Below are 22,836 nucleotides of genomic sequence, written 5' to 3'. Positions count from 1 at the left end.
AATATTTTTCCCATTTCTCCTCTATTGTTCTTGCACTTTTCTTCTCGTGAATATAGGCTTATTTCAATCAAAACCACCCGTATAACGGGTGGTTTGTTCTGCGGCTGAAAGCCTTTGTTACTGGCCAGCCCTAAAAGGGCAATTCCATTTTGTATGTGCTAAACTGTTCACATCAGATGACATCTGTATTCCTCCTATTGTCGATAAATTCGGTTGGCGAACCAAATTTATTGTAACATTAGGAGGAATTTTTTTTCATACATCGCTGAAAGCTATCCTGAACCATACGCATAGCGTATGGTTTTCTTTTGACAAAATTAAAAAAAGAGAGCTTCTGCTCTCTTTCCTAATCCGATCCAATAGTTTGATATGGGTGCTTAATACTCAGGTGTAAGATTCTTCTTGAAATAAGAGTGCGATCCTATGGACTCGATTCACTCTTCCACAGAAACAGTCTGCTCCTCCAACTGTTCCAACAGGGCCAGTGCCACTTCACGCGGAGATTTTAATTGACCTGTCTCATAGACTTCCCGAAATACGCCGGACAACACAAATTCCGCTGCATCTTTCCCTCTCGCTACTGCCTGCAATTCGGTGTCCACCATCCCCGGATCGAAAGCAATCATCGTTACCGGATTGGGCTGCGAAGCTTGTTCCATGGCTACACATTGTGTAAACATGTTAATTCCAGACTTCGATGTACAGTACGTTGCCATAGAAGGCGCAGGATAACTGCCCGATGTGGAACTTACATTTATGATTTTTCGACGTGCTGTCATATGGTTGGTGTAACGGATAAAAGATGACGTAAGAATCATTGGCGCCGCCAAACTTATATTCAGATGAGCGCTAATCTCATCCGCAAGGCATTGATCAATGGGTTTCAACGGTTCAAGCATCGCTGCATTGTTGATAAGTCCGATACACTCCACGTCCAGCTGGGAAATCGGTTTCAATATGCCTGCGACTAGATCATCGATATGATGAATGTCTTTAAGATCATACTGAACATGAGTATACCACTGATACATAGTCTCTAAATCCGATGTACCGCGAGATATACCGTAGACTACGTCTCCTTTTTCCAAACATAACTTCGCAAGCTCCCTGCCAATGCCTTTGGATGTGCCTGTGATTATAAAATATCTGTTCCTCATAGGTTCGCCACCTCTCTGATTCTCAAACCTCAATACACTGATAAACTACATGTAAAATAGCTATTGATCCTAATCAGTGCAGCCTTGAACTTCAGGTTTCTTCCATAAGGTCACCCACAATATAGGCAGGCCAAAATACGCATCATCTGGACCCATCGCCTTCATTGGGCGTAATTCCACACACTCGAAAGCATCCCCCAAGATATAACGAAGCTTCTCTTCGGTAAAAGCAAGTCCGCCCCGCATCGACTTCTCTCGATATACGTCCCAATCATCCATCACAAGTTCAGGCCCACCTTGACCACCATATCCCGGCGCAAAACAGGTCAAGCCCAAATATCCTCCCGGCTTCAGCGCTTGATCAATCATTTCGATGTAAGAGATACGCTGATGTGGCAAGAGATGATGCAAACATCCTGAATCGTACACGAGATCATATTCCTGCTTCAGCGTTAGTTCGAACACCGATCGACTCTCAAAATGAACATCCAGCTGTTCTTCAGCAGCTCGCTCCTTGGCCCATGCAATTGCAGTCTCTGACAGGTCATAAGCCTCCACCTGATATCCCTGACGAGCTAAATACAATGCATTCCGTCCTGGGCCACACCCTAGCTCCAGTGCCTTCCCACCTTTTAACCTTCCAGCCTGGACTTCAGCAACCAGATTTTCATCCGGTTTGTTTGGAAAAAAGGGAATTGGTCTGTCCCGATTCTCATAAAACGGCTCCCAAAATTGCTTGGCCGATCTGAAATCTGCATCAAGCATATCATATAGATCTTGCACACATTTTATCGTTTTTTCCAAACTCGTATTCCTCCTGTTTCACCGCTATGATTGGAAGTTAGACACCCTCTATTATAACATTTTTAACCATTGATTCTCTTTTTTAGATGTTTATTTTTTGTATAATATATTTCTTTTTCCATACAAAAAAGCGAGCGACATCTCATGTCCCTCGCTTGCAAGTCCAACGATAAAACAACCGCTGTACAAAAGCTGTATCGCTATATTATCCTTTTCGCTCCATCACTGCAAAGTAGTTCTTCTCATTATCTGCAAAATTAAAGACCCGTCCTGTTGGCATCTCAACGATCTCTCCAACCGTTACATGTTTAGCTGATAAATCGGAGTATAACTTATCAAGGTCATCTGTGAAAAACATTAACGAAGGAGTCCCCAGGTTCACACCTGCCGACATACGTGCCACGACCTCTTTATCATGCAGAATGATACTTGTCTGTGAATCCTTCGCAGGTGCGATCTCAATCCACCGCATACCTTCATCAAGGATGACCTCATCGACGATATGAAAACCAGCCACTTCCGTCCAGAACGCCAGTGATTCATCCTGGTTGTTGACGTATAACATAATTTGGCCTACTCTACTAAACATTCATTCACCACTCCTCTAATCAAATCGTTTACGCGTACATCTAATTAGATTGCCTCATATTCCAGTTGAATATAACACGCATGTCCTGCTCTGGGTAAACATTTATCTTAGTGAAGTTGAAGCAAGACGATCAGCAATCCATATTTTCCTGAACCTTGGCTGTCCTATATGGTCCCCAGCTTTTTGGTCAAATACAGCACAACATCATCATCAATAATCGTCTCTTCACCGGGCTGAAGGTAATGGTCATATCTATAAAGACCCCTTCCGTCTGGAATATACCCACGATGCGCGTATAACACTTGTGCTTTTCCATAATCCGCATATACGCCTACACCAATGCCCACCACATCAGAGCGTTCCCGAACCACACTCTCGGCATAATCCATTAGCTTCGAGCCCACTCCTTGGCGTTGGAACTTCATCAGCACATTGAAATCATTAATTTCCGGAATGTCTTGCTCCTGGAATGATGGGTAATCCGATGTCCAGATCACATTGACGTAACCGGCAAATTGCCCATCCATTTCAGCAATCGCAGTTACACGCTTCCCGTTCTGCTGTTCTTCCCAATACCGTTCATATAATTCCGATGGTTTGTGCCACCCCTGATCCTGAAACGCTTGTGAAATGACCTGCGCATCATCTTGGCTTAAATGTCGAATATGCACTTGGCTCATCGTATTCCCCCTTGAATTCAATGAATTCTTATCCTTAACACCTGATGACAAAAAAGTTCGCTGAAGCTCATTTAAATTCCCAGTCTACCTCGTAGCGAAGTGATCTGTGCCGTATGGTGGTTACCATGCCATGCGTACATTCCCAAACAATGATCGAGTCTCATCGTTTCCTTCGATGTCGGGTGATAGAACTGTTTGGCGTAATCTTCATCAGATAATGTGTTCAATAGCACCGTCCAGCGGCGATGCAGAGCATCTAGAAGTTGCAGTGAATATTCTACATGCAGATCTCTGGAATCGCTTAGTTCCGCCCAGCGCTCTTCATAATATGGTCGAATTGCAGGCGTATCCTCTGTCAGTGCAAGCTTAAAACGAATGACGCTGTTCATATGACTGTCTGCCATGTGGTGAATAACCTGTCTCAACATCCAGCCACCCTCCCGGTATGGCAAATTCAACTGTTCTTCATTCAGTCCGTGTATGGCCTCTCTTGCACGGTCAGGCAAGTCTGCAATATCTTGAATCCATTGCTGCCTTTGAATCCGCGTTACCTCACCTGCATATGTAAACTGCCCAATAGGATATCTATAGTCCATTTCCTTTTCCCCTTTCATTCGTTTATGGCCCTGCATTTGATACTGCTCACTTTGTTTTAAGGAGTATACTCCATCAGCCAGCAGTCTCTCATCTCGCCTTCATGCAGTTCATGCTGTGGCAGACGTTTGATCCGTCTGAAGCCGCATTTCTCATAACAAGCCAGCGCCCTTTCGTTCCAGGCTTGCGGGTCCATGACAATTTTCCGGGCATGCCTCTCATGGATTAGATACGCTATCATGGACTGTACCAGTCGTGTGCCTATCCCTCTGTTCCAGCAATCCGTCTCGCCAATAAACTGATCCGTCCCATAGATTACCTCATCGATGTCTGTGTAACCATAGACGTCCCGCTCCTCTTTCTCAAGTTCATAGAACTGAATGTATCCGATCGGCCTTCCATCATGCTCTACAATACAGCGGGAAGCTCTATCATCCTGTTTGTAAAAATGGGCTCGCACAAGCTCAAGGTCATGCGGCTGATCGCGTCCTTCGTAGTACTGTAAAACTACCGGGTCCGTTAACCATTTAACCAGCAATGTCTCATCCTTCGTTTCGAGTGACCGAACCGTAATTTCTTCCGTTTGGTATACTTTTGTCACTCAGCTCCCTCCTTCACGATGTGCCCCCCAGCTCCCTTATGCCTTTACCGCTTTCCATATGTATCGAGCCCGGCTTCGGTATCCACCATTACGCAGCGCGATCATATCATACCACTCCATGCTCATAGGCATCCTCCTGTTTTTAGGTTTCTCACTATACCCATATTCTACATAACGATGCTGAATCCCCTGTTTTTTCAAAAATTGAAACGCATCGATTCCAACGTCCGTATTATGGTCGAAGTCATATCTACTTTTCAAAAATCCATTAGATTCGGGGGAGCGCTAACATGTCATTTTTCAAAAAAATGCTGGCAAGTGTTGGTGTAGGTGCTGCAAAAGTCAATACGGAATTACATACTACAGAAGTTATGCCAGGCGGGATTCTTTCAGGAATTGTCTACATTCAGGGTGGAGATGTGATTCAGGAGATTGATCGGATCTATCTATTAATCAAAACGAACTACATTCGGGAGAGTAACGATCGCAAAGTAAAGGAAACTGCTGTTGTGGCCAAATACCTGCTGACAGATGGATTCACCTTACAGCCTGGCGCAAAACTGGAGAAGAACTTTCAATTCGATCTGCCGCAAAATCTACCCATCACCCTGCACCGTGCGGATGTATGGGTGGAGACAGGGCTGGATATTTCCAGCGCAGTGGACCCCTCAGATCGGGATCGTATACATGTTGTGCCTTCCAGAGAGATGAACATCGTGCTGGAAGCAATCGATATATTGGGGTTCAAACTACGTGAAGTGACCAATGATTATGCACCAAGGCTTGGTGGCAACCTGCCATTTGTACAAGAATTCGAATTTGTACCCACCAGCAAGTTCCGCGGATATTTGGACGAATTAGAAGTTCTTTTTTATCCAATGGGAGATTCCTTGGAACTGCTGCTACAGATTGACCGCCGTGCACGTGGTCTTAGGGGAATGCTTTCAGAAGCTATGGGTACAGATGAGACCTATGTGCGTCTGCAACTGCACAAGACACAGCTAGAGCGTGGTGCGCACTCAGTCGCGCAAGACCTCGAAAATATTATTTCAGAGCATCTCGGATAGATACCGCATCAACAATTTGAGCAGCCCATTGATATGCATCAATCTCGTGCAAGGGCTGCTCTTTATTTGTTATACATCGAGGAACTGTTCTAACTGCTGTTTTAATTCATCTTTATGCTCATCTACATACTGGTACAGCAAGTCGAAACTTTCTTCGTTATCCGTGACAAAACTTAAATTGTGACTCTCTTGCTCCACCTGCTGTAATAGCTCATGGATCTGCGGTCCATGGGTCTGCAAGCTTGTGGTGATGTCATGTTCGGATAGACGTTCCACATTTTCTCTTAGTTGCTCTGGCTTGATACTTTGTTCCACCAAGAGTTGTTCCACCTTTTTCAAAATCATCGCATCTGCCTCATTGCCACTCCGAATCAACGCATCGATGGCCTCTCTCAGATGCTGGCCACTTGCATTCTCCAAGTAACCGGTCATCCCATTCATCGTGAGCTCGGTGTCGAGGTCAATAATCAACATCACATCCCGCAGCACCGTAGGCAGTTCCGAGACACGCTCCATTATCGATGCGAATTCAGCTCGGTACATATCCATCGCAATGCTGCCCACAATCTCCTCACCTGACATTCCTTCGAGATCCGCCAGCGGTAGTAGCTCTGCCAGTGCTTCCTGTAACTTGTTCATCTCTCTTGTCCTCCTGTATCTCTCTATAACTCTTTGTCTTGATCTGTGTGCCGAGACGTCTTCCATCATACCAGAATATGCTGTACAAACAGAAACACTGCCAGAACTTTCAGTCCTGCCAGAAGTAACTGCAAATACTTGCAGTATAAAAAAAGAAATCGCCTGAAGTTAACATGCATTTGACTGTTGGAAAATAGTTCCCTGTTATGATCTTGGCATCACAAGTTTGGGGAGGGGTAATGATGCGTCTGGCCTTGTTCACAGATACCTATCTTCCGGAAACCAATGGTGTCGCAGGCACACTCCACCGTCTCAGTAACCATCTGAATCGCAGAAATATAGAACATCTGCTGTATACGTCCCAGTCCATCATGGAAGGAAATGTTGAAGCTCCCGTAAGCTCCGTAACCAATATCCCCTTTTTCCTGTATCCAGAATGTCGAATTGCATTCCCAAGCAGAATAAGTGCCTATAAGCAGTTACAGGAATTCCAGCCGGATCTGCTGCACATCGCCACACCATTTAACATGGGACTGCTTGGCCTAAGGTATGCGCTCAAGTTCCATCTGCCACATGTCCTCTCTTACCACACTCATTTTGATCGTTATCTCGACTCCTACAAGCTTCGCAGTTTCATTCCACTCTATTGGAAATACATCAAGTGGTTCCATCGCACCTGTGACACCACCTTTGTCCCGTCCCAAGACACGATGCACACCTTACAGACTCAGGGGATTCAGCGACTCAAGCTATGGTCACGCGGTATTGACTGCAACCTCTATTCTCCCTCTAAACGAAACCTGAACATACGCGAACGGTATCAGATCACTGCACCCCTCATCCTACTCTACGTTGGACGCATCTCCCCAGAGAAAGATATCGCCACCCTTACAGCCACCATGCAACATTTGCCAGAAGACATACAAGCACGAGTACACTGGATCATCGTCGGTGACGGGCCTGCTCTTCCCAAGATGCGGCAGCAGGCTCCAGAGAATGTTACCTTTACAGGATATTTGCATGGGGAAGAGCTTGCAGCGATGTATGCATCAGCGGATCTGTTTGTCTTTCCTTCGTATACAGAGACCTTTGGCAATGTGGTGTTGGAAGCGATGGCATCGGGTCTGCCTGTTCTGGCAGCGAACGCCGGCGGGGTCAAGGACATCGTGGTTCATCAACGCAGCGGCACCCTTGTCGAGCCAGGTATGGCAGATGCGTTCATACGTGAGATCAGCCTACGTGCGAATGCTTCTGATTCGCTGAAGAAGTTGGGGCTTGAGGGTCGGAAACTGGCTGAAGAACGTTCCTGGGAACACATTTTTGACAATCTGATTGAAGATTACGAAGAAGCCATTGAGCACCGCCATCGCCAGACAAAAGATCGAACCCACACCGCATAGTTCTGGCATAACAGGGGATTTTTTATGTGTTAAAACTGACGTTACGAGGATGTTCGAGCAGTACGGATAAACACAGGGCGGCAGGGTCAATCAAAAATTTGCTAGAGCAAGGCTTTTAATTCTCGAAGCTGCTGAATCGTATGTAGCGGTGTTACCTCCATCTCTTCTGGCCAAGGTTGGTTTACTTTCATCCAAATTGTGCTCATGCCTGCCTTTGCCGCCCCTCGTATATCATTCAGTGGATGATCGCCAATATAGATGCATTGCTCAGGCTTCAGACCAAAATGTTCAAAAGCAAGTGTAAATATACGTAGATCCGGCTTTTTCACACCCACTTCTTCCGACACAATAATGTGATCATAATCCTCTCGAATCCCAAGCTGATCGATCTTTCCATATTGAATCTGTGTTTGACCATTCGTGATTAAACCGATCATATAACGGCCTTTCAGATGCTGCACCACTTCTCTCGCCTCATCCATCAAGACTGAATTTCGCACATATTCCCTACCGTAGAAAGCCATAAGTTCTTCATGCGGCGGCGCCTCAGTCCAAGGCAATTCCTCTAATAATTCGTCGAACAACTGAGGTTTGTCCTTATAACCATCTTCGTCAAGCTCGATGATCCGTTGTTGTATCTGTTCAGTGGACTCCACATGTCCAAAATATGTGCGGATTAAACTTTGTGTGAAACCTTCAAACGTCCTTGTCCGATTTAGAATGGTGTTGTCCAAGTCAAAAATAACAGCTTTGATATGCTCCACGCAGCATGTTCCTCCGTTCATCTTCGAATGATTCAGGATTCAAAACTACTTTTTCTTTTTATGATAGTGATAGCCTGTACACAGACCTTTTTTTATCGATTTTGCAGAACACTTGTGTCCGCCATTTTTGTCCAATCGACCTGGATGTGCATACGCCGACGAGGATACACCGATAAGCATGACCAGCGAGAAAATAATAATAAACCCTTTTTTCATATTAAAATCCACCCTTTCATACCCTATGCTTTAGGGATTTGTCACTTCATTTCATTTTACATAACAATCCACAATATGGATATATTTTCTTTCTAAATTGAATTTGGTTATATAACCTTGAAGTGTTTCAACGCATGAGTGACTCCATCGTCACTTGCTTTCAGGGTGACATAATCCGCACATTGCTTAACCACTGCTCCTCCATTCCCCATAGCAACACCTACACCTGCATAGGTTAAGAGATCAATATCATTCTCTCCATCACCAAAAGCCATTGTTTCTTCCCTGCATACGTTAATATATGTAATAACTGCCTGTGCTGCCACATATTTACTCACTTCACTCACTTCAAGCACATTGCATACATACGGATGGAATCTTACGAACCGCAATGAGGGAAACTGTGCTTGATACTTGTTCGTTTCTTCCTCGTTCGCATATAAACACATACAGTACATCTCGTTATCCAACGTTACCATCTGATCGGGATATTCAATCAATCCAAGTGTCTCTCGAAGGGCATCTGTCACACGGCTATCCGTCCGGCAAACTCCATTCATGGCAAATGACTCCGTAAAATAGGAGAGCGCATGTCCTTGAGATATTGCAAAATGACTGAACTCTCTAATCATTGGTGAAGAAAGAACGGATTTATAAATCCTTTCACCACCACAAGTAATCAAAGCTCCGTTAGCTGAAATAATTGTATCAATGCCAAGTTGCATGAACTCTTCACAATATTGATGTGGTCTGCCCGTCACAAGAATGATATGAATTCCTTTCTCTATTAATCTGCGGATCGACTCCTCTGTACGCTGAGAGAGACTTCGATCTTTTTCACTGAGCAGTGTACCGTCCACATCCAAAAATACGGCTTTTATCCTCAATCGTCATCCTCCTCCACTGCTGATCGTCTATGGGCACGAAATGCTTCAGGTCTGATTCATTTTACTCACGTTAACATCTCCTGCAACTGAAAATTCAGAAAAAAAGCGAGTCAAGATAAACCTTATGATGTACGTGGTCTGTCTTTACTCGCTTTCCTTATATTCGTCTATCTATTTGTATCTACCAGGTCTGCACCTCATCGGAACGTCTCATGTACCACATCTGAAAAGTATCTGCCACGTCACCCGGTATATCATGAATTTGATGATGCATAACAGGTTTGGCGCGATTTACGGTATGGATTGAAGCCAGTCCAAGCTTACGCTGCAAGGGATGACGAGTAATTTTGATTTCAATGACCTTCTCCCGCTTGGAGACAAAAAGTGTCGAAGTCAACGCACCTGAGCGAAACTGTATGAACTGATCGTTCAGTACATATCGGGTATGATAAAAATTGATCAATCTGCTCGTTACAATACATAGCAACAGCAGCAATGAAAGAATCCACCAAGCCTGCTCCAGACCAATCAGAACCGGTTGGAAATAAGCAAGCACACCTGTAGCGATCACCCAAAACCAGCTCGGTTTCAGTAGTCGCAGCCATAGCGCTACACGAGGTAGCTTGTTCATCTCCTCAGTAACATGATAGGAGGGCAGAATCTCTTCAATTATTCGATAGGCTTCGTTCACGGGTAGAAACGGATACAGTGAATTTATTTCCTGCCTAGACTCACCTAAGCTGCCTGCAGTGGTGAGTTCTACCTCGGCTAGTCTCAGCATTCTCTTCATTGGTGATTGTGTAATCTTGACGGCCTGCACACGGTCTTTCTGGATCGAGAAAGACGTCTTTTCCAGCATGCCTTTCGTAATATAAATCCGTTTGTCATCGGATGTGATCTGGAAATCTCCATATTTTATAAAGGTTCGTGCTATTCCAAGACCGATGGACAAAAGGATCAGGATCAGAATGATCAGACCTGTTACCCACCACGATTCAAGCCAGGATAGCACTAAACTTTCGGTTACCGTTTCATCAGGGAAAAAATCCTTAACTGTTGAATAGAGAGAGCCCAGAATCGGAATCAGCACTAGAAAACTGAGTGAAGTAAACGATGCTTTGAGCACATCTCTACGAGTAGAACGGTAGTGGACAACCCGCTGATCAGGTATTGGGGTCGTACCTTTAAGGATCTTTCCTGTATCTTCATCATCAACTATTTTATTCGCTTCACTTGAAGCTCTACTTCCCATTTCACTAGACTTATCCATCTCCATGCTATTGCTGCCTGCTTGATCTTGCGTTCCGAAAAGCTCTTGATCAGGGCTTAGCTCATTCCTTGAAGCCTCTTCATCCGGCAACTCTTCCCCCGCTTGTACCTGTACTTCGGACAAATGACGGGTTACCTGCTTTTCCAACTGCTCCGCTTCAGCGATGGACACCACCTGAAGTTGGAATGACGCGTCTCCATCCTTAACTCCTGTCTCAAAACGTATGGAGGTCACCCCGAACAAACGATGGAAAAAACTAGTACGCCGGCTTACATTTTGCACTTTCGTATACGGAATTGTTCTGCGAGTTCGGCTGAAAGCCCCTGTGTAGATATGGATAGCCTTCTCATCCGCTGAATAACGTGTTGCGAACCATTTCCAAACAATGGTCACCAGACCAAGGGAAATACCGATATAAAAAATGATCCTGGCGTAGAAGATCCATGTCGAATCTGATTTCCCACGAAAAACGAACAGAAACAGAACGAAGGCAAAGTTGTTTTTGATCAGATTACCTAGACTCCATAATAAGCTGAGTGCATGATGCCGTTTTAAATCCGTCATTCATCCACCTCATTGATTTGAGCATAGTCTGCGATCTGGTTCCGTAGTGCAAATGCCACTTCTTCTGGCAGGGCCGGTATGACATGAGATGTACCCATCGTACCGATGGAGACCGAATACAATCCGTATTTTCTCATTAATGGCCCCTGATTCGTGGATACAGATTGCACCTTAGCCATAGGGATGACTTGATGTACCTTGTTCAGCGCACCATGCTTCAATTGCAAATATTCCGCGTTAACACCATAAAACCAATGTCGGTACAGCCACACTGGCCGTAAAAAAACATCCCATATGGCATAACCGACGGATAGGGCCGTGAATCCCCACAAAATCCATCCAATCCAGGTTTTCCAATCGTAAACGGAGTCCAGGATTAGTAGCACCGCCAGTACAACAAAGCCGATGACGTTGGATATGATCGCGCTGACTCTCCATAGACTTATGGCATGAGGAGAAAGCTTTTGTTGCGGTGTACTCCACTCCTCGATTCCTGTTGCTCTCATTGTTTCTGTCATGTTATCCCCTCGCTCCTTTCTCTCTCTCTTTTGTCCATACACTATACGTTGAAGCCTTTGTTATCGATGCAGCAAAAAGAATAATACAAAAAAGATGACTCCTGTTTCCGTGCAGGCGGTCATCTCTCAATTCTGGTTATTGGACAGCAAAATCCTGCACTTCACACAACCATACCATATTTTTACTGCCTTTGCTCCAGTAATCCTTCACTACAACATACGGCTCACCGAACTTCCGCTTCCACTTCTGTTGTGCTATTCGATAACTGCTGTCGTTGGTTTCATTAATCTGTACGTCGCTGAATGACTTGTCTCAGTTGATTCGCGTTCTCCAGAGGGATCGAATATCCTATCATCGTATCCTCCTGATTTACAAGCAAACCTTGCATCTCCGGATCTGTACCCAGTGACAGATCGTACCGAATTACGGAGCCGTCTGCGTATGTAATGTTCATCTTGTATTCAGCAGCATAGTCAAGTATCCCCTGCATACGCTCGGCACTGAATATGGCTTCGGTGACGATCTGAATCTCGTCAGAGCGGTCGAACTCCACATTCCGGCACGGACTTGAGGGGCGAGCTTGATTACAAGATAACGTGATTAACACAGGTATTTCCTGTTTTTCTTCTAGCCTCTGAACGCCTTTAGATTCCAGCACATCTGAATTGCTACTGCCGCAGCCTGTAATGAATAGGACGAGGAGAGTTAGAAACAGCACTCCAATAGGCCTTATCTTACTGCCTCCATACCGACAACAACTCAAGTAGGCGGAATACTGTTTTTTCAACAAAAGCTTGCACCACCTCTTCAGTAATGTAACACGGAGTAATGCCCGGCTCCTCGCCTTTAAAAAAAGAAAACGTACGGTCCCGCCAGCGTATGATTTCATCCGTTGTTAAACGGTCCCTCATCTCATACCCCGACTCTTCCTTTAATGCAGACCATACTTCCTCGCTCCAGCTTGCATCATAAAACAGATTGAAATCAACCTGATCTGTCTCTTGGTTAGTTTACATTCTCGTTAGCCCACCAAACTCGCCAGTCTCTCCACCTGCATCCGGTCAAACAATTGCTCTAGTTCTGTATGATAAGCTGGCTGTTCCTGTACTAGCAAACGAATATATTCAGACCCACACTCGTAAAATACGAGGTGGTTAAACGGTGCTGTATTACCAACATGGTTGGGTTCTAATCCATAATGAGCCCGAATCCGATTCTCGATATATCGTGCAAAACCTTCATTCCACTCCAGCCAGCTCCAATATTCGGCCTGTTCTTCTGTAAGGGATTCAAACAATGCTGTGCGCGCGGCCTGAATTCGCTGGAGATCCTCGCTCTTCAGAGCAGATAGAAGAGATGTAATTCCCGCAGCAACGTTCTCATCTTCATATGGAAATTCATAATGCATCTCCCAAGTTCCTCGCTTCAACTGGGTCATTTTATGTTTAATCTGCAGACGATTCATGATCTTCTCATTGTATTTCCTATAGACAGAACAATGCACATACTCATGAAGCAACAAGATCTGTTGCTCTACATTTTCGAAAACAGAAGCCGTGACAATGGCACACATGCGATTATCCAGATGGTGTACAGGCATTGTGCTTAGACAATCATCGGGAATATATAGGTCGTCTGGTACGGTTTTGACCCATTCATATTGCTCAGTATTCAATGAATAATCATAGATATATAACAACGATTCGTGCGCTACAACAACCGGATGATGTTCTGCAAAAAAAGGATGCAGGCTGACCAATTCTCTCTGATGCTCGTTCAACTCGTTAATTTGCTGCAAAAACGTATCCATGTCTAACCCTCTCTCTTTGCAAAATGATATCTTTATCATACTAAAATAGCATCCGCAAATCACTGAGAGAAAAATGATAATCTTGTGCGGGCTTACCGATCTGAAAAAGGATAACAGCGTTCATGACTAATATCGTCCGCCACGTTTCTCATATAAATAAATATCCAATGCCTGAATACCTCGTTTGGCAAGTCTAATAAATAGAATTAATGCATACGCACCCAAGCCATATAACAATAAATTCACTAGAATAACAAAAATAGAGATCAACGAACCTATACCAAAACCAAAACCGATACCTGAATCAAACATCATATCCATTTTTACTTCCCCCTATTTCTTAGGTCAATGACGTGTGAAATTTAAGAGCCCTTACCTAAAGCTACGCACCTCATCACAATAAACTCATCTGTGTCTACGGACTAGACTTCATCACTGGACTTGAATATACCCTGCTTTCGACAGTACATATTGGGTGAACGGATTAATCTCAGGAATCGGTTGATTTAAATCAAAGTATCTGAGCTCCAAACCTTCATCGTCCATCACTGTCGGGGTGCCTGTAATGCCCTCTGCTTCGTAAATCGCCATCACATTGTAGATCTCATCTCCGTGGGGATACTGGTAATACATATCCTGTCCTGAGAAAACGGTAATCAGCTTATACGTGTCAGCCCGTAGCCCGGCTTCTTCATATAGTTCACGCGCAGCAGCCTCTTCTAACGATTCACCCGGTTCAAGCGAACCACCAATCGTGCCCCAATCCAAACTGTCCGTTCGTCTTTGAAGCAGCAGATGGCCTTGCATATTAAACACCAGTACACAGGAACCTGCCATAATCAAGGGTCGTGTGCCCACCAATTTTCGTAAATCCGTGATATACCCCATGTAGCTCCTCCTGTTCAACAACATCAGAGAATATGCTCACGATCCCAATCTATCTTCTTCCTTGCTCGACTTTCATTTTCAAAATTTTCCACGTCCAGACACCATACCAGATGCCCGCAGCTGGAAACAGAACGAGAGCAGTCAGCAAGGTTACATAAAACTCACCATCCATCGTAAGACCCTGACCACCCCACGACGTCATGAACAACGTGTATACAAAAGCAAGGGGCAGACCCCAGCCTAGAACGCCTCGTACTAAAATGTGATGCTTCTTGCCTTGTTTCAATTGTTTCTCCCATTTGATCCGTTGTGATTCTTTCATCTATATTCCTCCTTTACGCTTGCAGGGCCTTATCAATATGCTTGAGCATATACTCAGCATAATCTCTTAAGTGTGCAGCATCCACATTGACGGATTCCAGTTCCCCGTTATACTTCGCCAGACATTGCGAAAGAAGTTCCTTATATTCAGGCAAAGCTTCTGCCAACGCACGCTCTCCGGCCTCTCGCTTGGAATAGATCACCGATTCCTGAATATACAACAACACACGCCACAAACTTAATACGTAATAGACCGGATTATCTACGATTTCCTCCAAAGCTGAACTTGCATCCGAAGTGATGGAATCGATCACATGTTTACGATTAGCAGGTTGAAAAAGATCCTTAATCGGCTTGCCATACAGCACAACACCTCGGTCATAGATAACCGCCATATGTGCAACAACATCCGGATCTTCATGACCACCGCAGAGATACGTGGGATCATTTCTATACTTCTCCCGGTGGTAAGCAGAATAATGAAATTCAAAAGGCGTAGGATATAAATTTTCTGTTACAGTGGACTCTAGCACAATACTAAGTTCAAATCCTTTTGGAATGTGCATCTCCTCTTCTATACCTATAAGCTGGTCGGCGATCCTGCGGTATGTCTCAGAAGAACGTTTCTCTCTGCATACGACTAGAATGTCGATATCACTTTGCTTAGGATGGAAACAGCCCATCGCCATGGAGCCATGTAAATATACACCTGTCAGCGCATCCGTTAACTCTTCTTTGAGTGTGTCGATAAGCCTGTGTAAGACGGCTTTTTCATCCATCATATTCTCACCTCATGTCATAACCTTAACTGCCGATCTCCACCGTCATCTCGCGAACATAAACAGCTGTACCCTTGATTCGCACATCCATTCCATCCTGCTCCCGGCGCACATTCACCTGAACCTTGCCATCTCGGCCAATCTCATGGCCCTGCTCCACGATAAAATCAACTTCCTGAGTGTCCTGATCCACATACGTTAAATAGAAGGCTCCCATCACTCCTGATGCGGTACCCGTTACGGGGTCTTCTGTTGTGCCTGAGTACGGTGAAGAGAAATGTCTGGCATGCATCATGGCATCTGAATCGCGCGTTTCCAGACAGAAGGGATGTAATGAGGACTTGGGGTTTTCCACTAGAATACTAGGGAACTCAGATGAATCCGGTTTCATTTTCGCAAAAGCGCTCAGATGACGAATCGGAATTAACAACGTCCACGTACCTGTACTTCCATACACAATAGGCATGCTTAGATCCAAATCACCCATTGTCAGATGAATCGCTTCAGCAAGCTTCTCCACATCTCCTTGAAAGGGAACAAAGCGCGGTTGATCCTGCTTCATCTCCATAACCCATGTCCCATCTTGTACCTCGAATTCAATCGGTAGTATGCCTACATTGGTCTCAATCGTGACGGCGTCTTTCTCTTCTAATACACCACGCGTTTTCAACCCATACATTGCCGCCATGGTTGCATGACCACACAGATTAATCTCATGTCCCGGTGTGAAGTAACGCAGCCGAACATCGGCCGTTTCAGCCTTCAATACAAATACCGTCTCATTAAAACCAACGGCATGAGCAATCTGCTGCATTGCGGCTTCAGTCAGATCATCCGCATCAAAAACGACACCCGCAGGGTTGCCTTTACCTGGAATACTTGAAAAAGCTTCATAGTGGTACACTTGAATGGTACGCATCTACTCTTCATCCTCTCTTATAAAGCGGGAATTGACCCTTCTCAAGCTAAACATTGCGGGCAGTGTAGTACCCTGCTTCTCCCAGAAAATCATCTCTAGTTAGATCATGCTCACCTAACAACATTCTGTAATTCGTAATCGTACCATCATGAGACACGATAAACGTATGCCCCGTCTGTTTTCTGCACCAAGCCAGGAGTTGCTCTGCTAATCGCGTAAACCGCTGCGGATTCATCTGATTTATACTTTCATCCCAGGCTTCTAATCCAACATCTATGTATGGCTTATCTGGATATAGTACGCTGAGTTCTGCCATTGAATAGATTTGGTCACAGCCTAATGGAGCCAACTTCGGATCTTGAGGATACATTCTAGGGCCAACCAGGGGACTGATTCCCAACCCACTACGCTCTCTCGGTGTTAGTAGTTCTACCGTCTCAAGAGTACGTTTGGTTGGACTTACCACAATGGTATCGTGAGGCATTACCTTGATGTTTTTTCGTAAGGCTACGATTTGTTCCTTCCCCTGTTCAGTCAAACCCGGGTGTAATCGGTTAAGCTCTTTCGGATAATTCAACAAATGCTCCGCGTGACCATGACGAATAAATGTAATATCCATTGGCTACCCCTCTATTTCTGGATGAAGTGTCTGATGCCGCTGGCATCACGAAGATTAACGAGTTCTTTTCGCAAAAAAACAGGATAAAGCTCCATCTGCTCGGTCTCTTGAATGGGGAACCAGCGAAACGTTAAATTACCTTCTTGCTCCAAACCATTGAACTGAGGTTCTTTATAAAAGGAATGCCCTTCGGGCAGAGAGATCACATAATAGAATCCAATCTCATGCATATTCACACCATCGTATTCATAGAAGTCTTCGCAAATAAAAGCCAGCTTCTCCACTTGAACGAAAACGCCAAGCTCCTCCATTATCTCTCGCTGGATCCCAGCCTCAGTTGACTCATTCATCTCCACACGCCCGCCAGGCAAGTTCCAGAAATCATCCTGTTTTGCCTGATGCAAAAGAACCCTATCTACATCCATTACAATACCAGCTACACGAAAGTTAAATCGGTTTTTGCCTTGCGTATACGATATATTTTGGTTTACTACATCACTCATCTGGCGGACCATCCCTCAACAAATCCATCCTGAAATCCGTTCACAAACGACGGAATAAACACCACAATCAGAAGAAGGAGACTTGCGATCCCCCACCTAAAAAATGTTCTACGTTTGCTTACCGCGCCCATGACGAACAGCATTACTGTTACAACAATCAAACCTATTTCTAAAAATTCCATTATGTCTAAATCCTCCGTTTATGTATATTTCTTAGTTGCTTATAGTTCTACTACTCACTCATAAAATTTGAACATATACATTTTCTAAACACATCGCTTTCAGGGGTTATCGGGCTTCTCATAATGCGTTAATCCATTAATGGATTCCTGCCCCCAGTCAGCTAATCGATGTCCGCAATGATCCACTTAGCAGCATCACCATCCGCTTTCTTTTTCCAAAACACCATGATGGGGCTGGACTCGATGTCGCCTTCTTCCAACTCCGTAATGATGACGACACCTTGATAGATCTTTTTTTGTTCCGTAATCGTAATGTCGCCCATGGAAGTGATTTTGCGGACTGTAATATTTGGCATGCCTGACACCGGAGATTCCGGCGCGAACAGGCTCATATAACCCTTTTCATCTTGTTCATATAAATAACGCATACGTGCGTTCATTAGTTTGACAATTTCCAGCTCATCACCGGAATACTTGCTCTCATCCACATATTCAGGCGGGACAACTTCCCCTTGTGGCGAAGAGACTGCTGGTTCTTCTTCATCCACGGATGATTCGTCATTCGTACCTGAGATGCCTGGTTTCGGTGTATCCTCAGGTTCTGTTTTACTCTGACAAGCCGTTACAAGTAACAACATAACACCGAGGATCAAGGCTAACTTACGTACCATTCCACTCCACTCCCGGTTCGTTTTTAACCCATGACTTCCTGTCCCTGTAAAATTTTCTCCCAGGTACATCATAACCCATAATGTGGGATTTGCGAATGCTATGGAAACAAGTTAATTTCCAGACTACATCCCTTCCTAATAAAAAAATGCTACCCTACATGAGTTATCCATGTAAAGTAGCGCCATAACTCGCTAATTTAATTTACAAATCATCTTGCCAAAGCTTAATGCAACCTATCGATTGAGCAGTCCTTCATCAAACCATACATCCTCATAATCCTCGGCAATCAAGAACCTCCACCCCGGAGCAAGTCCGAGATATCGATTAATCTTCTCATCCCATTCATCGATATGTGCAACGTGTAGCGGTACAAAGAAATCATCGGCTGCCGAATATTCCTCGGCCCAAATGTACCAGCCCGTCGTATCGCCTTCTGGCTGAATTCGCATCCCATGAATCGGTTCAAGCTTCTTCTTCACGTTCCAGGCAATCCCCACCTTAAAGTGGGGTTCACTCGGGACATAGTCTGCATTGTATTTCGCACACACCTGCTTCTGTACGTGTATAGCGCTCTCCTGCTTCACATTATCCCTCCATCCTTGGGATCAAACGCCGTAATAGGCTATGTACCCGGATAACCATTGGTCTTTGGAAAAGTCCACCAAGTCGACCGGTTGGCACTGTTCAAGATATAGCAACTGCTTGCGTGCTTGTTCGCCGCCCCTTTTTTCCAGATAGGATATCGTCTCTTCAACACCTGCACCGCACAGAAGCTCATCTTCCTTCATTCCTGTTCACCTAATTTACTTCAGAATGTCGTTTAACTCTTCCGCTTTTTTCCTGCTATCTATTCTAGCATAAAAATAAAACGCAATGACGTGCAGCACGATAGAAAGTAGCCACATTCCCGGGAACCAAGGCGCGATCAACTCAAACATCTCTCTGGAAAACAACCAAACCATAGCCATGCCACCTGCAATGTTACATGTAGAAGAAATGACGATATTCCATACCGGCTTTAATGTTAAATGATTCCACAGCGTACTGTACATGACTCCGAACAGCACAGCTGCTATGAGCGAAATCCCCGCCACGTTCCACAGATATGCCATATGAATCGGCTGGTCGCGGAAAAAAAGCGTCAGCAGTAGTGTTACCCAGAGTGTCGTTACCGTAAATACTTGAAAAAATGATTGTTTAAGTTGATTCATCATAATAGTTTCCTCCTAAAATTTTTAATATAAAATCGACTCACATAATAGCTAGAGCCATCGATCAGGTTAACCTGAATTCTGGCATGTTCGGCAGCTGAAAAGTTACTGATATGCTGGGTGTTAATGATGGTCTGATTGTTAATTCGTATCAATGGTGTATTCTCTAGTTCTATTTCCACGTATTTTAGACGTTGATTCAGTAAGTAACCCTCTCCTGTAATCACGCGCACACCACACATGCGATCCTCTGATTCGATGGCCATGATAGAGCTTAGCTTGATTTTCACATGACGATCGTTGCTGGCCTGAATCACAACCAGCTCCGTCTCGGACTGACCAATCGCTTCCCGGATCCGATCCCATTTTGAACTTTCTCCAGGATGGGTGATTACTTTTGCTTCATTAAGCTGCATTTCCTGATTTTCTTCAAATACGACTTTCACGTGTTGCCCTCCTCTCATCACTCATATTACAGACCCGAAGAGACACTTCCCACTCTTTTGTGTTTTGTTGCATGAAGCTGCAGTTTTGTTGCAATAAAAAGAAAAAACTACTCTTCTGAGTAGTCTCCACACATGATCATCTCGTTTTCAAAGTCCCTCTTTAACATCCAAAAACATCTCCTGATGCTGTAGAGCCCACTCGTTCATTGTCGTAATCGCTTCCTGCGAGGCCTTCTGGTACGCTGCATATAATGGCTCTATTCGCTGAAGCAACTGAAGGTTATGCTCCAGATCGGTGGGCGATACTTCTTGCCACGTTTCTCCAGATTTTTTGGCATCCGTTATAAGAACTTCGATATCATCCAGAACATGAATCAATTCAATCAAATGAAAGAACCGCAGCCCTTTTCTAATTCCATTCCAGCTCTGCAAATCGATGATGTTATATGCCGAGAACCAATAAAACTCCGCCAGACTTCGGGTATGATTGTGATATGAGTAAAACAGGTACAGAGCTTGTTGCCCTTCGTTCAGTTGCTGGTATACCTCTTTTTTGGCATTCAAGCTTTGTCCGCGGACGGAGAGCAACATCGGTTCGATACAGAGCCAGCTTAGTTTTGGGGAATTCAAATCTTCTTTTCGAATCTCAGCCTTCATTCCATGCTCCTCTCTATTACTGTAGATTTATTAGCTCTTGGTTTTATGGATTCTCAGGTGTCTGTACTGCAGGTTCGTTCTCTCCGCCCATTCTGCGCCTGGATGTTGCCATCTGACCTGTTGCAGGCACATGATTCGACACTTTAGCTAATCCGAATTTCGGCATGTTGGCGTAGATTGTCTCATGCGATCCGGCTTGAGCCTTATACGTCTCATGATATACACCCACGGAACCATCTGAGCCAATCGACTTGTTGAATTTTTTCCAAGCCTCCAGATGCAATCCGCCACGCGCATACTTCTCCAGTTCATCATATGAACGCCAATACTGCAGTAGAGTTACACCACGCCAGGTCACGAAAAATTCTGTACCCAGAAATCCGGTATCCGGATTCTGATATAATTCTTTAATCATCGGCCCCATTGAGTTAAAAACAGGCAGCCACTTATGAATCGCCCACAGTCGGTTAATTCTCATACCAATAATAAAAACAACGAATTCTCCTTCCATCTGAGCGGTGTATCTTCCCTTATGTATGTAAGCCACGTTAAGCCTCCTTATACTTGCCATTCCTTGAATCTGTCTTTCAAATCTGAGGCGGTCTTCTGGATAAACCCCGATATGCCATCCATCGTTATCACATGTAGATCATCCACAGGCTCATTCTCCTGAGTCATGAAGAAATCCAGCTTTTCTCCCCTGTACTGGTATACCTCCTGCTCCGTCAGACCGCCAAATTCATATGCCTTTGCTGTTTTCAACTGATCCAACCATCCCGAAGCACCAGCGTATTCTCGCAAAATCCTGAACTCCAGCTTCTTCACATCATGGGTGTACACACTTCTTCCGTTCGGATGAGCTTCATAAGGAGGATAAATCTGAAAAGTCCACTCACGGTCGGTATAGATATGGGCGATATATCCGCGTAGGTATTCTGTAAATTGAGGATTTTGCTGCATCCGATGCCTGTTCGATTCAATAACCTGCCTGAAATCAGCATCTGTTGCAAATTCATGTTCTTCAGGCATCAGGTGAGTCTTCGCCTTTTCACTACGTATGTTGGTTCTCACATGAATGGAGTCCGGCGCCAGGCTTCCCAGTAATAACGATGGAGATGGATGTTTAACGATTTCGGATGCAATTGCAAAATGAACCATTGGCCAAGGCAAGTAAAGTCCTCCTTTTAATCAAGAGATAATAAAATACCAAGGTGTACAATACAGAGTCCTGTACATTATACATTCCTCTCATCTACAGGGTTGCTCATCCTTCCTTTATTCCCCTCTTTTCGTACAAGCAAGGAAGCACCGAATGCAACCGAACTTATAAAAGGTAACCAAGTCATCCTGCCCATCATGATCAAAATAGGTGCCAAAATCAGGATCACTCCGAAAAACACCATAAGCCGCAACTTCTTCTTCATGCCTTTAATCGTCCAGATTAGACCTATGAAAGAGAGAAGTAGTAGGAATGCATTGTTATACTGTTCCATCCTCTTTGCCCCCTTTGAAAATATAATCTACTTTTGACGTACCACTAGCCCCGCCTATGACACTATCTATCTGATCAGGTAATCGACTACCGGGTACGAGATCACATTACGGTCTCTATAGGTGGAGGTTACGGCATCCGGATGTGCGCTAAGAATACCGTTCTGTAGCATAACAGGGCTGAATCCACGCTCCATCGCACCATTGTATGTGAACAGGACACACTCTTCTGCGGCAAAACCACACACGATGAGCAGTTCAACGCCCCGACTTTTGAGCATCTGCTCCAGATCCGTTTGCCAGAATGCGTTGGAGCTCTCTTTGGTGAGCTTTATATCCTTCTCATCCACATCAATCTCAGGAATGATCTGATAGAGTTCGGGATCTGCCCCCTCCATACCCTCCACATCCTGGATATGCACCACCACATGATCATGGGACCGAAGCACATTCGCTACATGATTAATATACTCACAGGCATGGTCTATCGCTTTCTGATCCATCTTTGGTCGTACAATGCTCTCTTGCATATCTACAATAATCAATCCTGTTTTCATTCGCTCTCCCCTTCAATTGTTCAATTCTTC

General features: G+C 44.6%; 35 protein-coding genes. 2 read left to right on the top strand and 33 right to left on the bottom strand.

The genetic code is table 11. From position 1 onward, the window contains the following. Positions 1-434: 434 nt before the first annotated feature. The 6 genes from PQG66_RS00345 to PQG66_RS00320 all read right to left on the bottom strand — a co-directional run bounded on the left by PQG66_RS00345 (position 435) and on the right by PQG66_RS00320 (position 4,425). Positions 435-1,157, bottom strand: a complete 723-nt coding sequence (locus tag PQG66_RS00345; protein WP_272033889.1) for an SDR family NAD(P)-dependent oxidoreductase — start codon at positions 1,155-1,157, stop codon at positions 435-437. 69 nt (positions 1,158-1,226) lie between these two features. Then, positions 1,227-1,922: a class I SAM-dependent methyltransferase gene (locus tag PQG66_RS00340; RefSeq protein ID WP_442955020.1), complete on the bottom strand. Its 696-nt coding sequence runs from the start codon at positions 1,920-1,922 to the stop codon at positions 1,227-1,229. Positions 1,923-2,166: 244 nt separating this feature from the next. Next, on the bottom strand, positions 2,167-2,550 hold the full coding sequence (locus PQG66_RS00335; protein WP_272033884.1) for a VOC family protein: 384 nt from the start codon (positions 2,548-2,550) through the stop codon (positions 2,167-2,169). 164 nt (positions 2,551-2,714) lie between these two features. Then, positions 2,715-3,230, bottom strand: coding sequence for a GNAT family N-acetyltransferase (locus PQG66_RS00330; protein ID WP_272033882.1), 516 nt, complete (start codon positions 3,228-3,230; stop codon positions 2,715-2,717). 71 nt (positions 3,231-3,301) lie between these two features. Then, positions 3,302-3,826: a YfiT family bacillithiol transferase gene (locus tag PQG66_RS00325; RefSeq protein ID WP_272033880.1), complete on the bottom strand. Its 525-nt coding sequence runs from the start codon at positions 3,824-3,826 to the stop codon at positions 3,302-3,304. 56 nt (positions 3,827-3,882) lie between these two features. Next, positions 3,883-4,425 carry a GNAT family N-acetyltransferase gene (locus PQG66_RS00320; protein ID WP_272033878.1) on the bottom strand — a complete coding sequence of 181 codons (543 nt, stop codon included), beginning with the start codon at positions 4,423-4,425 and terminating at the stop codon, positions 3,883-3,885. 290 nt (positions 4,426-4,715) lie between these two features. Between PQG66_RS00320 and PQG66_RS00315 the strand changes: the two genes are divergently transcribed. Next, a complete protein-coding gene (locus PQG66_RS00315) occupies positions 4,716-5,492 on the top strand; it encodes a sporulation protein (RefSeq protein WP_272033876.1) in 777 nt (258 codons plus the stop codon). A 69-nt stretch (positions 5,493-5,561) separates the two neighbouring features. Here PQG66_RS00315 and PQG66_RS00310 read toward each other — a convergent pair whose 3' ends face one another. Continuing rightward, on the bottom strand, positions 5,562-6,131 hold the full coding sequence (locus tag PQG66_RS00310) for a DMP19 family protein (RefSeq protein ID WP_272033874.1): 570 nt from the start codon (positions 6,129-6,131) through the stop codon (positions 5,562-5,564). A 212-nt stretch (positions 6,132-6,343) separates the two neighbouring features. Here PQG66_RS00310 and PQG66_RS00305 point away from each other — a divergent pair, with 212 nt between their 5' ends. After that, positions 6,344-7,531 carry a glycosyltransferase family 4 protein gene (locus tag PQG66_RS00305; RefSeq protein WP_272033872.1) on the top strand — a complete coding sequence of 396 codons (1,188 nt, stop codon included), beginning with the start codon at positions 6,344-6,346 and terminating at the stop codon, positions 7,529-7,531. A gap of 101 nt (positions 7,532-7,632) precedes the next feature. Here the strand turns inward: PQG66_RS00305 and PQG66_RS00300 are convergent, their stop codons facing one another. From PQG66_RS00300 to PQG66_RS00175, 26 genes are all read right to left on the bottom strand, one after another. Further along, on the bottom strand, positions 7,633-8,295 hold the full coding sequence (locus PQG66_RS00300; RefSeq protein WP_272033870.1) for an HAD family hydrolase: 663 nt from the start codon (positions 8,293-8,295) through the stop codon (positions 7,633-7,635). 45 nt (positions 8,296-8,340) lie between these two features. Next, positions 8,341-8,511: a YHYH domain-containing protein gene (locus PQG66_RS00295; RefSeq protein ID WP_272033866.1), complete on the bottom strand. Its 171-nt coding sequence runs from the start codon at positions 8,509-8,511 to the stop codon at positions 8,341-8,343. Between the two features lie 107 nt (positions 8,512-8,618). Next, positions 8,619-9,398, bottom strand: a complete 780-nt coding sequence (locus PQG66_RS00290) for a Cof-type HAD-IIB family hydrolase (protein WP_272033862.1) — start codon at positions 9,396-9,398, stop codon at positions 8,619-8,621. A gap of 181 nt (positions 9,399-9,579) precedes the next feature. Beyond that, positions 9,580-11,232 (bottom strand): PH domain-containing protein, encoded by a 1,653-nt coding sequence (locus tag PQG66_RS00285; RefSeq protein WP_272033860.1) that lies wholly within the window; start codon positions 11,230-11,232, stop codon positions 9,580-9,582. Beyond that, complete coding sequence (locus PQG66_RS00280) at positions 11,229-11,750, bottom strand: PH domain-containing protein (RefSeq protein WP_272033858.1); 522 nt, start codon at positions 11,748-11,750, stop codon at positions 11,229-11,231. Before PQG66_RS00280 ends, PQG66_RS00285 begins: the two co-directional genes overlap by 4 nt. 284 nt (positions 11,751-12,034) lie before the next feature. Then, complete coding sequence (locus PQG66_RS00275) at positions 12,035-12,469, bottom strand: hypothetical protein (RefSeq protein WP_272033856.1); 435 nt, start codon at positions 12,467-12,469, stop codon at positions 12,035-12,037. A gap of 16 nt (positions 12,470-12,485) precedes the next feature. Beyond that, positions 12,486-12,662 (bottom strand): hypothetical protein, encoded by a 177-nt coding sequence (locus tag PQG66_RS00270; RefSeq protein ID WP_272033854.1) that lies wholly within the window; start codon positions 12,660-12,662, stop codon positions 12,486-12,488. Between the two features lie 110 nt (positions 12,663-12,772). Further along, positions 12,773-13,561 (bottom strand): hypothetical protein, encoded by a 789-nt coding sequence (locus tag PQG66_RS00265; RefSeq protein ID WP_272033852.1) that lies wholly within the window; start codon positions 13,559-13,561, stop codon positions 12,773-12,775. Positions 13,562-13,687: 126 nt separating this feature from the next. Next, entirely contained in the window at positions 13,688-13,882 is a 195-nt protein-coding gene (locus PQG66_RS00260; RefSeq protein WP_334220742.1) for a hypothetical protein, read from the bottom strand. Between the two features lie 111 nt (positions 13,883-13,993). Further along, positions 13,994-14,449: an NUDIX hydrolase gene (locus tag PQG66_RS00255; RefSeq protein WP_272033850.1), complete on the bottom strand. Its 456-nt coding sequence runs from the start codon at positions 14,447-14,449 to the stop codon at positions 13,994-13,996. A 49-nt stretch (positions 14,450-14,498) separates the two neighbouring features. Further along, positions 14,499-14,771 (bottom strand): hypothetical protein, encoded by a 273-nt coding sequence (locus tag PQG66_RS00250; RefSeq protein WP_272033848.1) that lies wholly within the window; start codon positions 14,769-14,771, stop codon positions 14,499-14,501. Positions 14,772-14,784: 13 nt separating this feature from the next. Continuing rightward, positions 14,785-15,552, bottom strand: a complete 768-nt coding sequence (locus tag PQG66_RS00245) for an aminoglycoside adenylyltransferase domain-containing protein (protein WP_272033847.1) — start codon at positions 15,550-15,552, stop codon at positions 14,785-14,787. Positions 15,553-15,574: 22 nt separating this feature from the next. Next, complete coding sequence (locus PQG66_RS00240) at positions 15,575-16,468, bottom strand: PhzF family phenazine biosynthesis isomerase (RefSeq protein ID WP_272033845.1); 894 nt, start codon at positions 16,466-16,468, stop codon at positions 15,575-15,577. A 46-nt stretch (positions 16,469-16,514) separates the two neighbouring features. Next, positions 16,515-17,087 carry a histidine phosphatase family protein gene (locus PQG66_RS00235; protein WP_272033844.1) on the bottom strand — a complete coding sequence of 191 codons (573 nt, stop codon included), beginning with the start codon at positions 17,085-17,087 and terminating at the stop codon, positions 16,515-16,517. Between the two features lie 11 nt (positions 17,088-17,098). Then, positions 17,099-17,590, bottom strand: a complete 492-nt coding sequence (locus tag PQG66_RS00230; protein ID WP_272033842.1) for an NUDIX hydrolase — start codon at positions 17,588-17,590, stop codon at positions 17,099-17,101. After that, positions 17,587-17,772: a hypothetical protein gene (locus PQG66_RS00225; protein ID WP_272033840.1), complete on the bottom strand. Its 186-nt coding sequence runs from the start codon at positions 17,770-17,772 to the stop codon at positions 17,587-17,589. Before PQG66_RS00225 ends, PQG66_RS00230 begins: the two co-directional genes overlap by 4 nt. 161 nt (positions 17,773-17,933) lie before the next feature. After that, positions 17,934-18,443, bottom strand: coding sequence for a hypothetical protein (locus tag PQG66_RS00220; protein WP_272033838.1), 510 nt, complete (start codon positions 18,441-18,443; stop codon positions 17,934-17,936). A 234-nt stretch (positions 18,444-18,677) separates the two neighbouring features. Further along, complete coding sequence (locus tag PQG66_RS00215; protein ID WP_442954981.1) at positions 18,678-19,028, bottom strand: immunity protein Imm33 domain-containing protein; 351 nt, start codon at positions 19,026-19,028, stop codon at positions 18,678-18,680. Positions 19,029-19,049: 21 nt separating this feature from the next. Beyond that, entirely contained in the window at positions 19,050-19,232 is a 183-nt protein-coding gene (locus PQG66_RS00210) for a hypothetical protein (RefSeq protein WP_272033836.1), read from the bottom strand. Positions 19,233-19,247: 15 nt separating this feature from the next. After that, positions 19,248-19,658 (bottom strand): hypothetical protein, encoded by a 411-nt coding sequence (locus PQG66_RS00205; protein WP_272033834.1) that lies wholly within the window; start codon positions 19,656-19,658, stop codon positions 19,248-19,250. Next, positions 19,655-20,101: a LytTR family DNA-binding domain-containing protein gene (locus PQG66_RS00200; protein ID WP_272033832.1), complete on the bottom strand. Its 447-nt coding sequence runs from the start codon at positions 20,099-20,101 to the stop codon at positions 19,655-19,657. Before PQG66_RS00200 ends, PQG66_RS00205 begins: the two co-directional genes overlap by 4 nt. 147 nt (positions 20,102-20,248) lie before the next feature. Next, positions 20,249-20,758, bottom strand: coding sequence for a hypothetical protein (locus tag PQG66_RS00195; protein ID WP_272033830.1), 510 nt, complete (start codon positions 20,756-20,758; stop codon positions 20,249-20,251). 43 nt (positions 20,759-20,801) lie between these two features. Continuing rightward, positions 20,802-21,305 carry a DUF4188 domain-containing protein gene (locus PQG66_RS00190; protein WP_272033828.1) on the bottom strand — a complete coding sequence of 168 codons (504 nt, stop codon included), beginning with the start codon at positions 21,303-21,305 and terminating at the stop codon, positions 20,802-20,804. 11 nt (positions 21,306-21,316) lie between these two features. Continuing rightward, positions 21,317-21,928 (bottom strand): hypothetical protein, encoded by a 612-nt coding sequence (locus PQG66_RS00185; protein WP_272033826.1) that lies wholly within the window; start codon positions 21,926-21,928, stop codon positions 21,317-21,319. A 65-nt stretch (positions 21,929-21,993) separates the two neighbouring features. After that, entirely contained in the window at positions 21,994-22,251 is a 258-nt protein-coding gene (locus PQG66_RS00180) for a hypothetical protein (protein ID WP_272033824.1), read from the bottom strand. A 66-nt stretch (positions 22,252-22,317) separates the two neighbouring features. Further along, the gene (locus PQG66_RS00175) at positions 22,318-22,806 is read right to left on the bottom strand and encodes a cysteine hydrolase family protein (protein ID WP_272033818.1); all 489 of its coding nucleotides are present in this window, start codon (positions 22,804-22,806) and stop codon (positions 22,318-22,320) included. Positions 22,807-22,836 lie beyond the last annotated feature (30 nt).

The organism is Paenibacillus sp. JJ-100 (assembly GCF_948329825.1).
Taxonomy (GTDB): domain Bacteria; phylum Bacillota; class Bacilli; order Paenibacillales; family Paenibacillaceae; genus Paenibacillus.
This window is presented reverse-complemented; position numbering and strand designations above follow the sequence as displayed.

Coding starts and splice junctions, on each gene's coding strand:
- PQG66_RS00345 (WP_272033889.1), bottom strand. CDS start 1,157: ATGAGGAACAGATATTTTATAATCACAGGCACATCCAAAGGCATTGGC.
- PQG66_RS00340 (WP_442955020.1), bottom strand. CDS start 1,922: ATGCTTGATGCAGATTTCAGATCGGCCAAGCAATTTTGGGAGCCGTTT.
- PQG66_RS00335 (WP_272033884.1), bottom strand. CDS start 2,550: ATGTTTAGTAGAGTAGGCCAAATTATGTTATACGTCAACAACCAGGAT.
- PQG66_RS00330 (WP_272033882.1), bottom strand. CDS start 3,230: ATGAGCCAAGTGCATATTCGACATTTAAGCCAAGATGATGCGCAGGTC.
- PQG66_RS00325 (WP_272033880.1), bottom strand. CDS start 3,826: ATGGACTATAGATATCCTATTGGGCAGTTTACATATGCAGGTGAGGTA.
- PQG66_RS00315 (WP_272033876.1), top strand. CDS start 4,716: ATGTCATTTTTCAAAAAAATGCTGGCAAGTGTTGGTGTAGGTGCTGCA.
- PQG66_RS00310 (WP_272033874.1), bottom strand. CDS start 6,131: ATGAACAAGTTACAGGAAGCACTGGCAGAGCTACTACCGCTGGCGGAT.
- PQG66_RS00295 (WP_272033866.1), bottom strand. CDS start 8,511: ATGAAAAAAGGGTTTATTATTATTTTCTCGCTGGTCATGCTTATCGGT.
- PQG66_RS00285 (WP_272033860.1), bottom strand. CDS start 11,232: ATGACGGATTTAAAACGGCATCATGCACTCAGCTTATTATGGAGTCTA.
- PQG66_RS00280 (WP_272033858.1), bottom strand. CDS start 11,750: ATGACAGAAACAATGAGAGCAACAGGAATCGAGGAGTGGAGTACACCG.
- PQG66_RS00270 (WP_272033854.1), bottom strand. CDS start 12,662: ATGAGGGACCGTTTAACAACGGATGAAATCATACGCTGGCGGGACCGT.
- PQG66_RS00265 (WP_272033852.1), bottom strand. CDS start 13,561: ATGGATACGTTTTTGCAGCAAATTAACGAGTTGAACGAGCATCAGAGA.
- PQG66_RS00260 (WP_334220742.1), bottom strand. CDS start 13,882: ATGGATATGATGTTTGATTCAGGTATCGGTTTTGGTTTTGGTATAGGT.
- PQG66_RS00255 (WP_272033850.1), bottom strand. CDS start 14,449: ATGGGGTATATCACGGATTTACGAAAATTGGTGGGCACACGACCCTTG.
- PQG66_RS00250 (WP_272033848.1), bottom strand. CDS start 14,771: ATGAAAGAATCACAACGGATCAAATGGGAGAAACAATTGAAACAAGGC.
- PQG66_RS00245 (WP_272033847.1), bottom strand. CDS start 15,552: ATGATGGATGAAAAAGCCGTCTTACACAGGCTTATCGACACACTCAAA.
- PQG66_RS00240 (WP_272033845.1), bottom strand. CDS start 16,468: ATGCGTACCATTCAAGTGTACCACTATGAAGCTTTTTCAAGTATTCCA.
- PQG66_RS00235 (WP_272033844.1), bottom strand. CDS start 17,087: ATGGATATTACATTTATTCGTCATGGTCACGCGGAGCATTTGTTGAAT.
- PQG66_RS00230 (WP_272033842.1), bottom strand. CDS start 17,590: ATGAGTGATGTAGTAAACCAAAATATATCGTATACGCAAGGCAAAAAC.
- PQG66_RS00225 (WP_272033840.1), bottom strand. CDS start 17,772: ATGGAATTTTTAGAAATAGGTTTGATTGTTGTAACAGTAATGCTGTTC.
- PQG66_RS00220 (WP_272033838.1), bottom strand. CDS start 18,443: ATGGTACGTAAGTTAGCCTTGATCCTCGGTGTTATGTTGTTACTTGTA.
- PQG66_RS00210 (WP_272033836.1), bottom strand. CDS start 19,232: ATGAAGGAAGATGAGCTTCTGTGCGGTGCAGGTGTTGAAGAGACGATA.
- PQG66_RS00205 (WP_272033834.1), bottom strand. CDS start 19,658: ATGATGAATCAACTTAAACAATCATTTTTTCAAGTATTTACGGTAACG.
- PQG66_RS00195 (WP_272033830.1), bottom strand. CDS start 20,758: ATGAAGGCTGAGATTCGAAAAGAAGATTTGAATTCCCCAAAACTAAGC.
- PQG66_RS00180 (WP_272033824.1), bottom strand. CDS start 22,251: ATGGAACAGTATAACAATGCATTCCTACTACTTCTCTCTTTCATAGGT.
- PQG66_RS00175 (WP_272033818.1), bottom strand. CDS start 22,806: ATGAAAACAGGATTGATTATTGTAGATATGCAAGAGAGCATTGTACGA.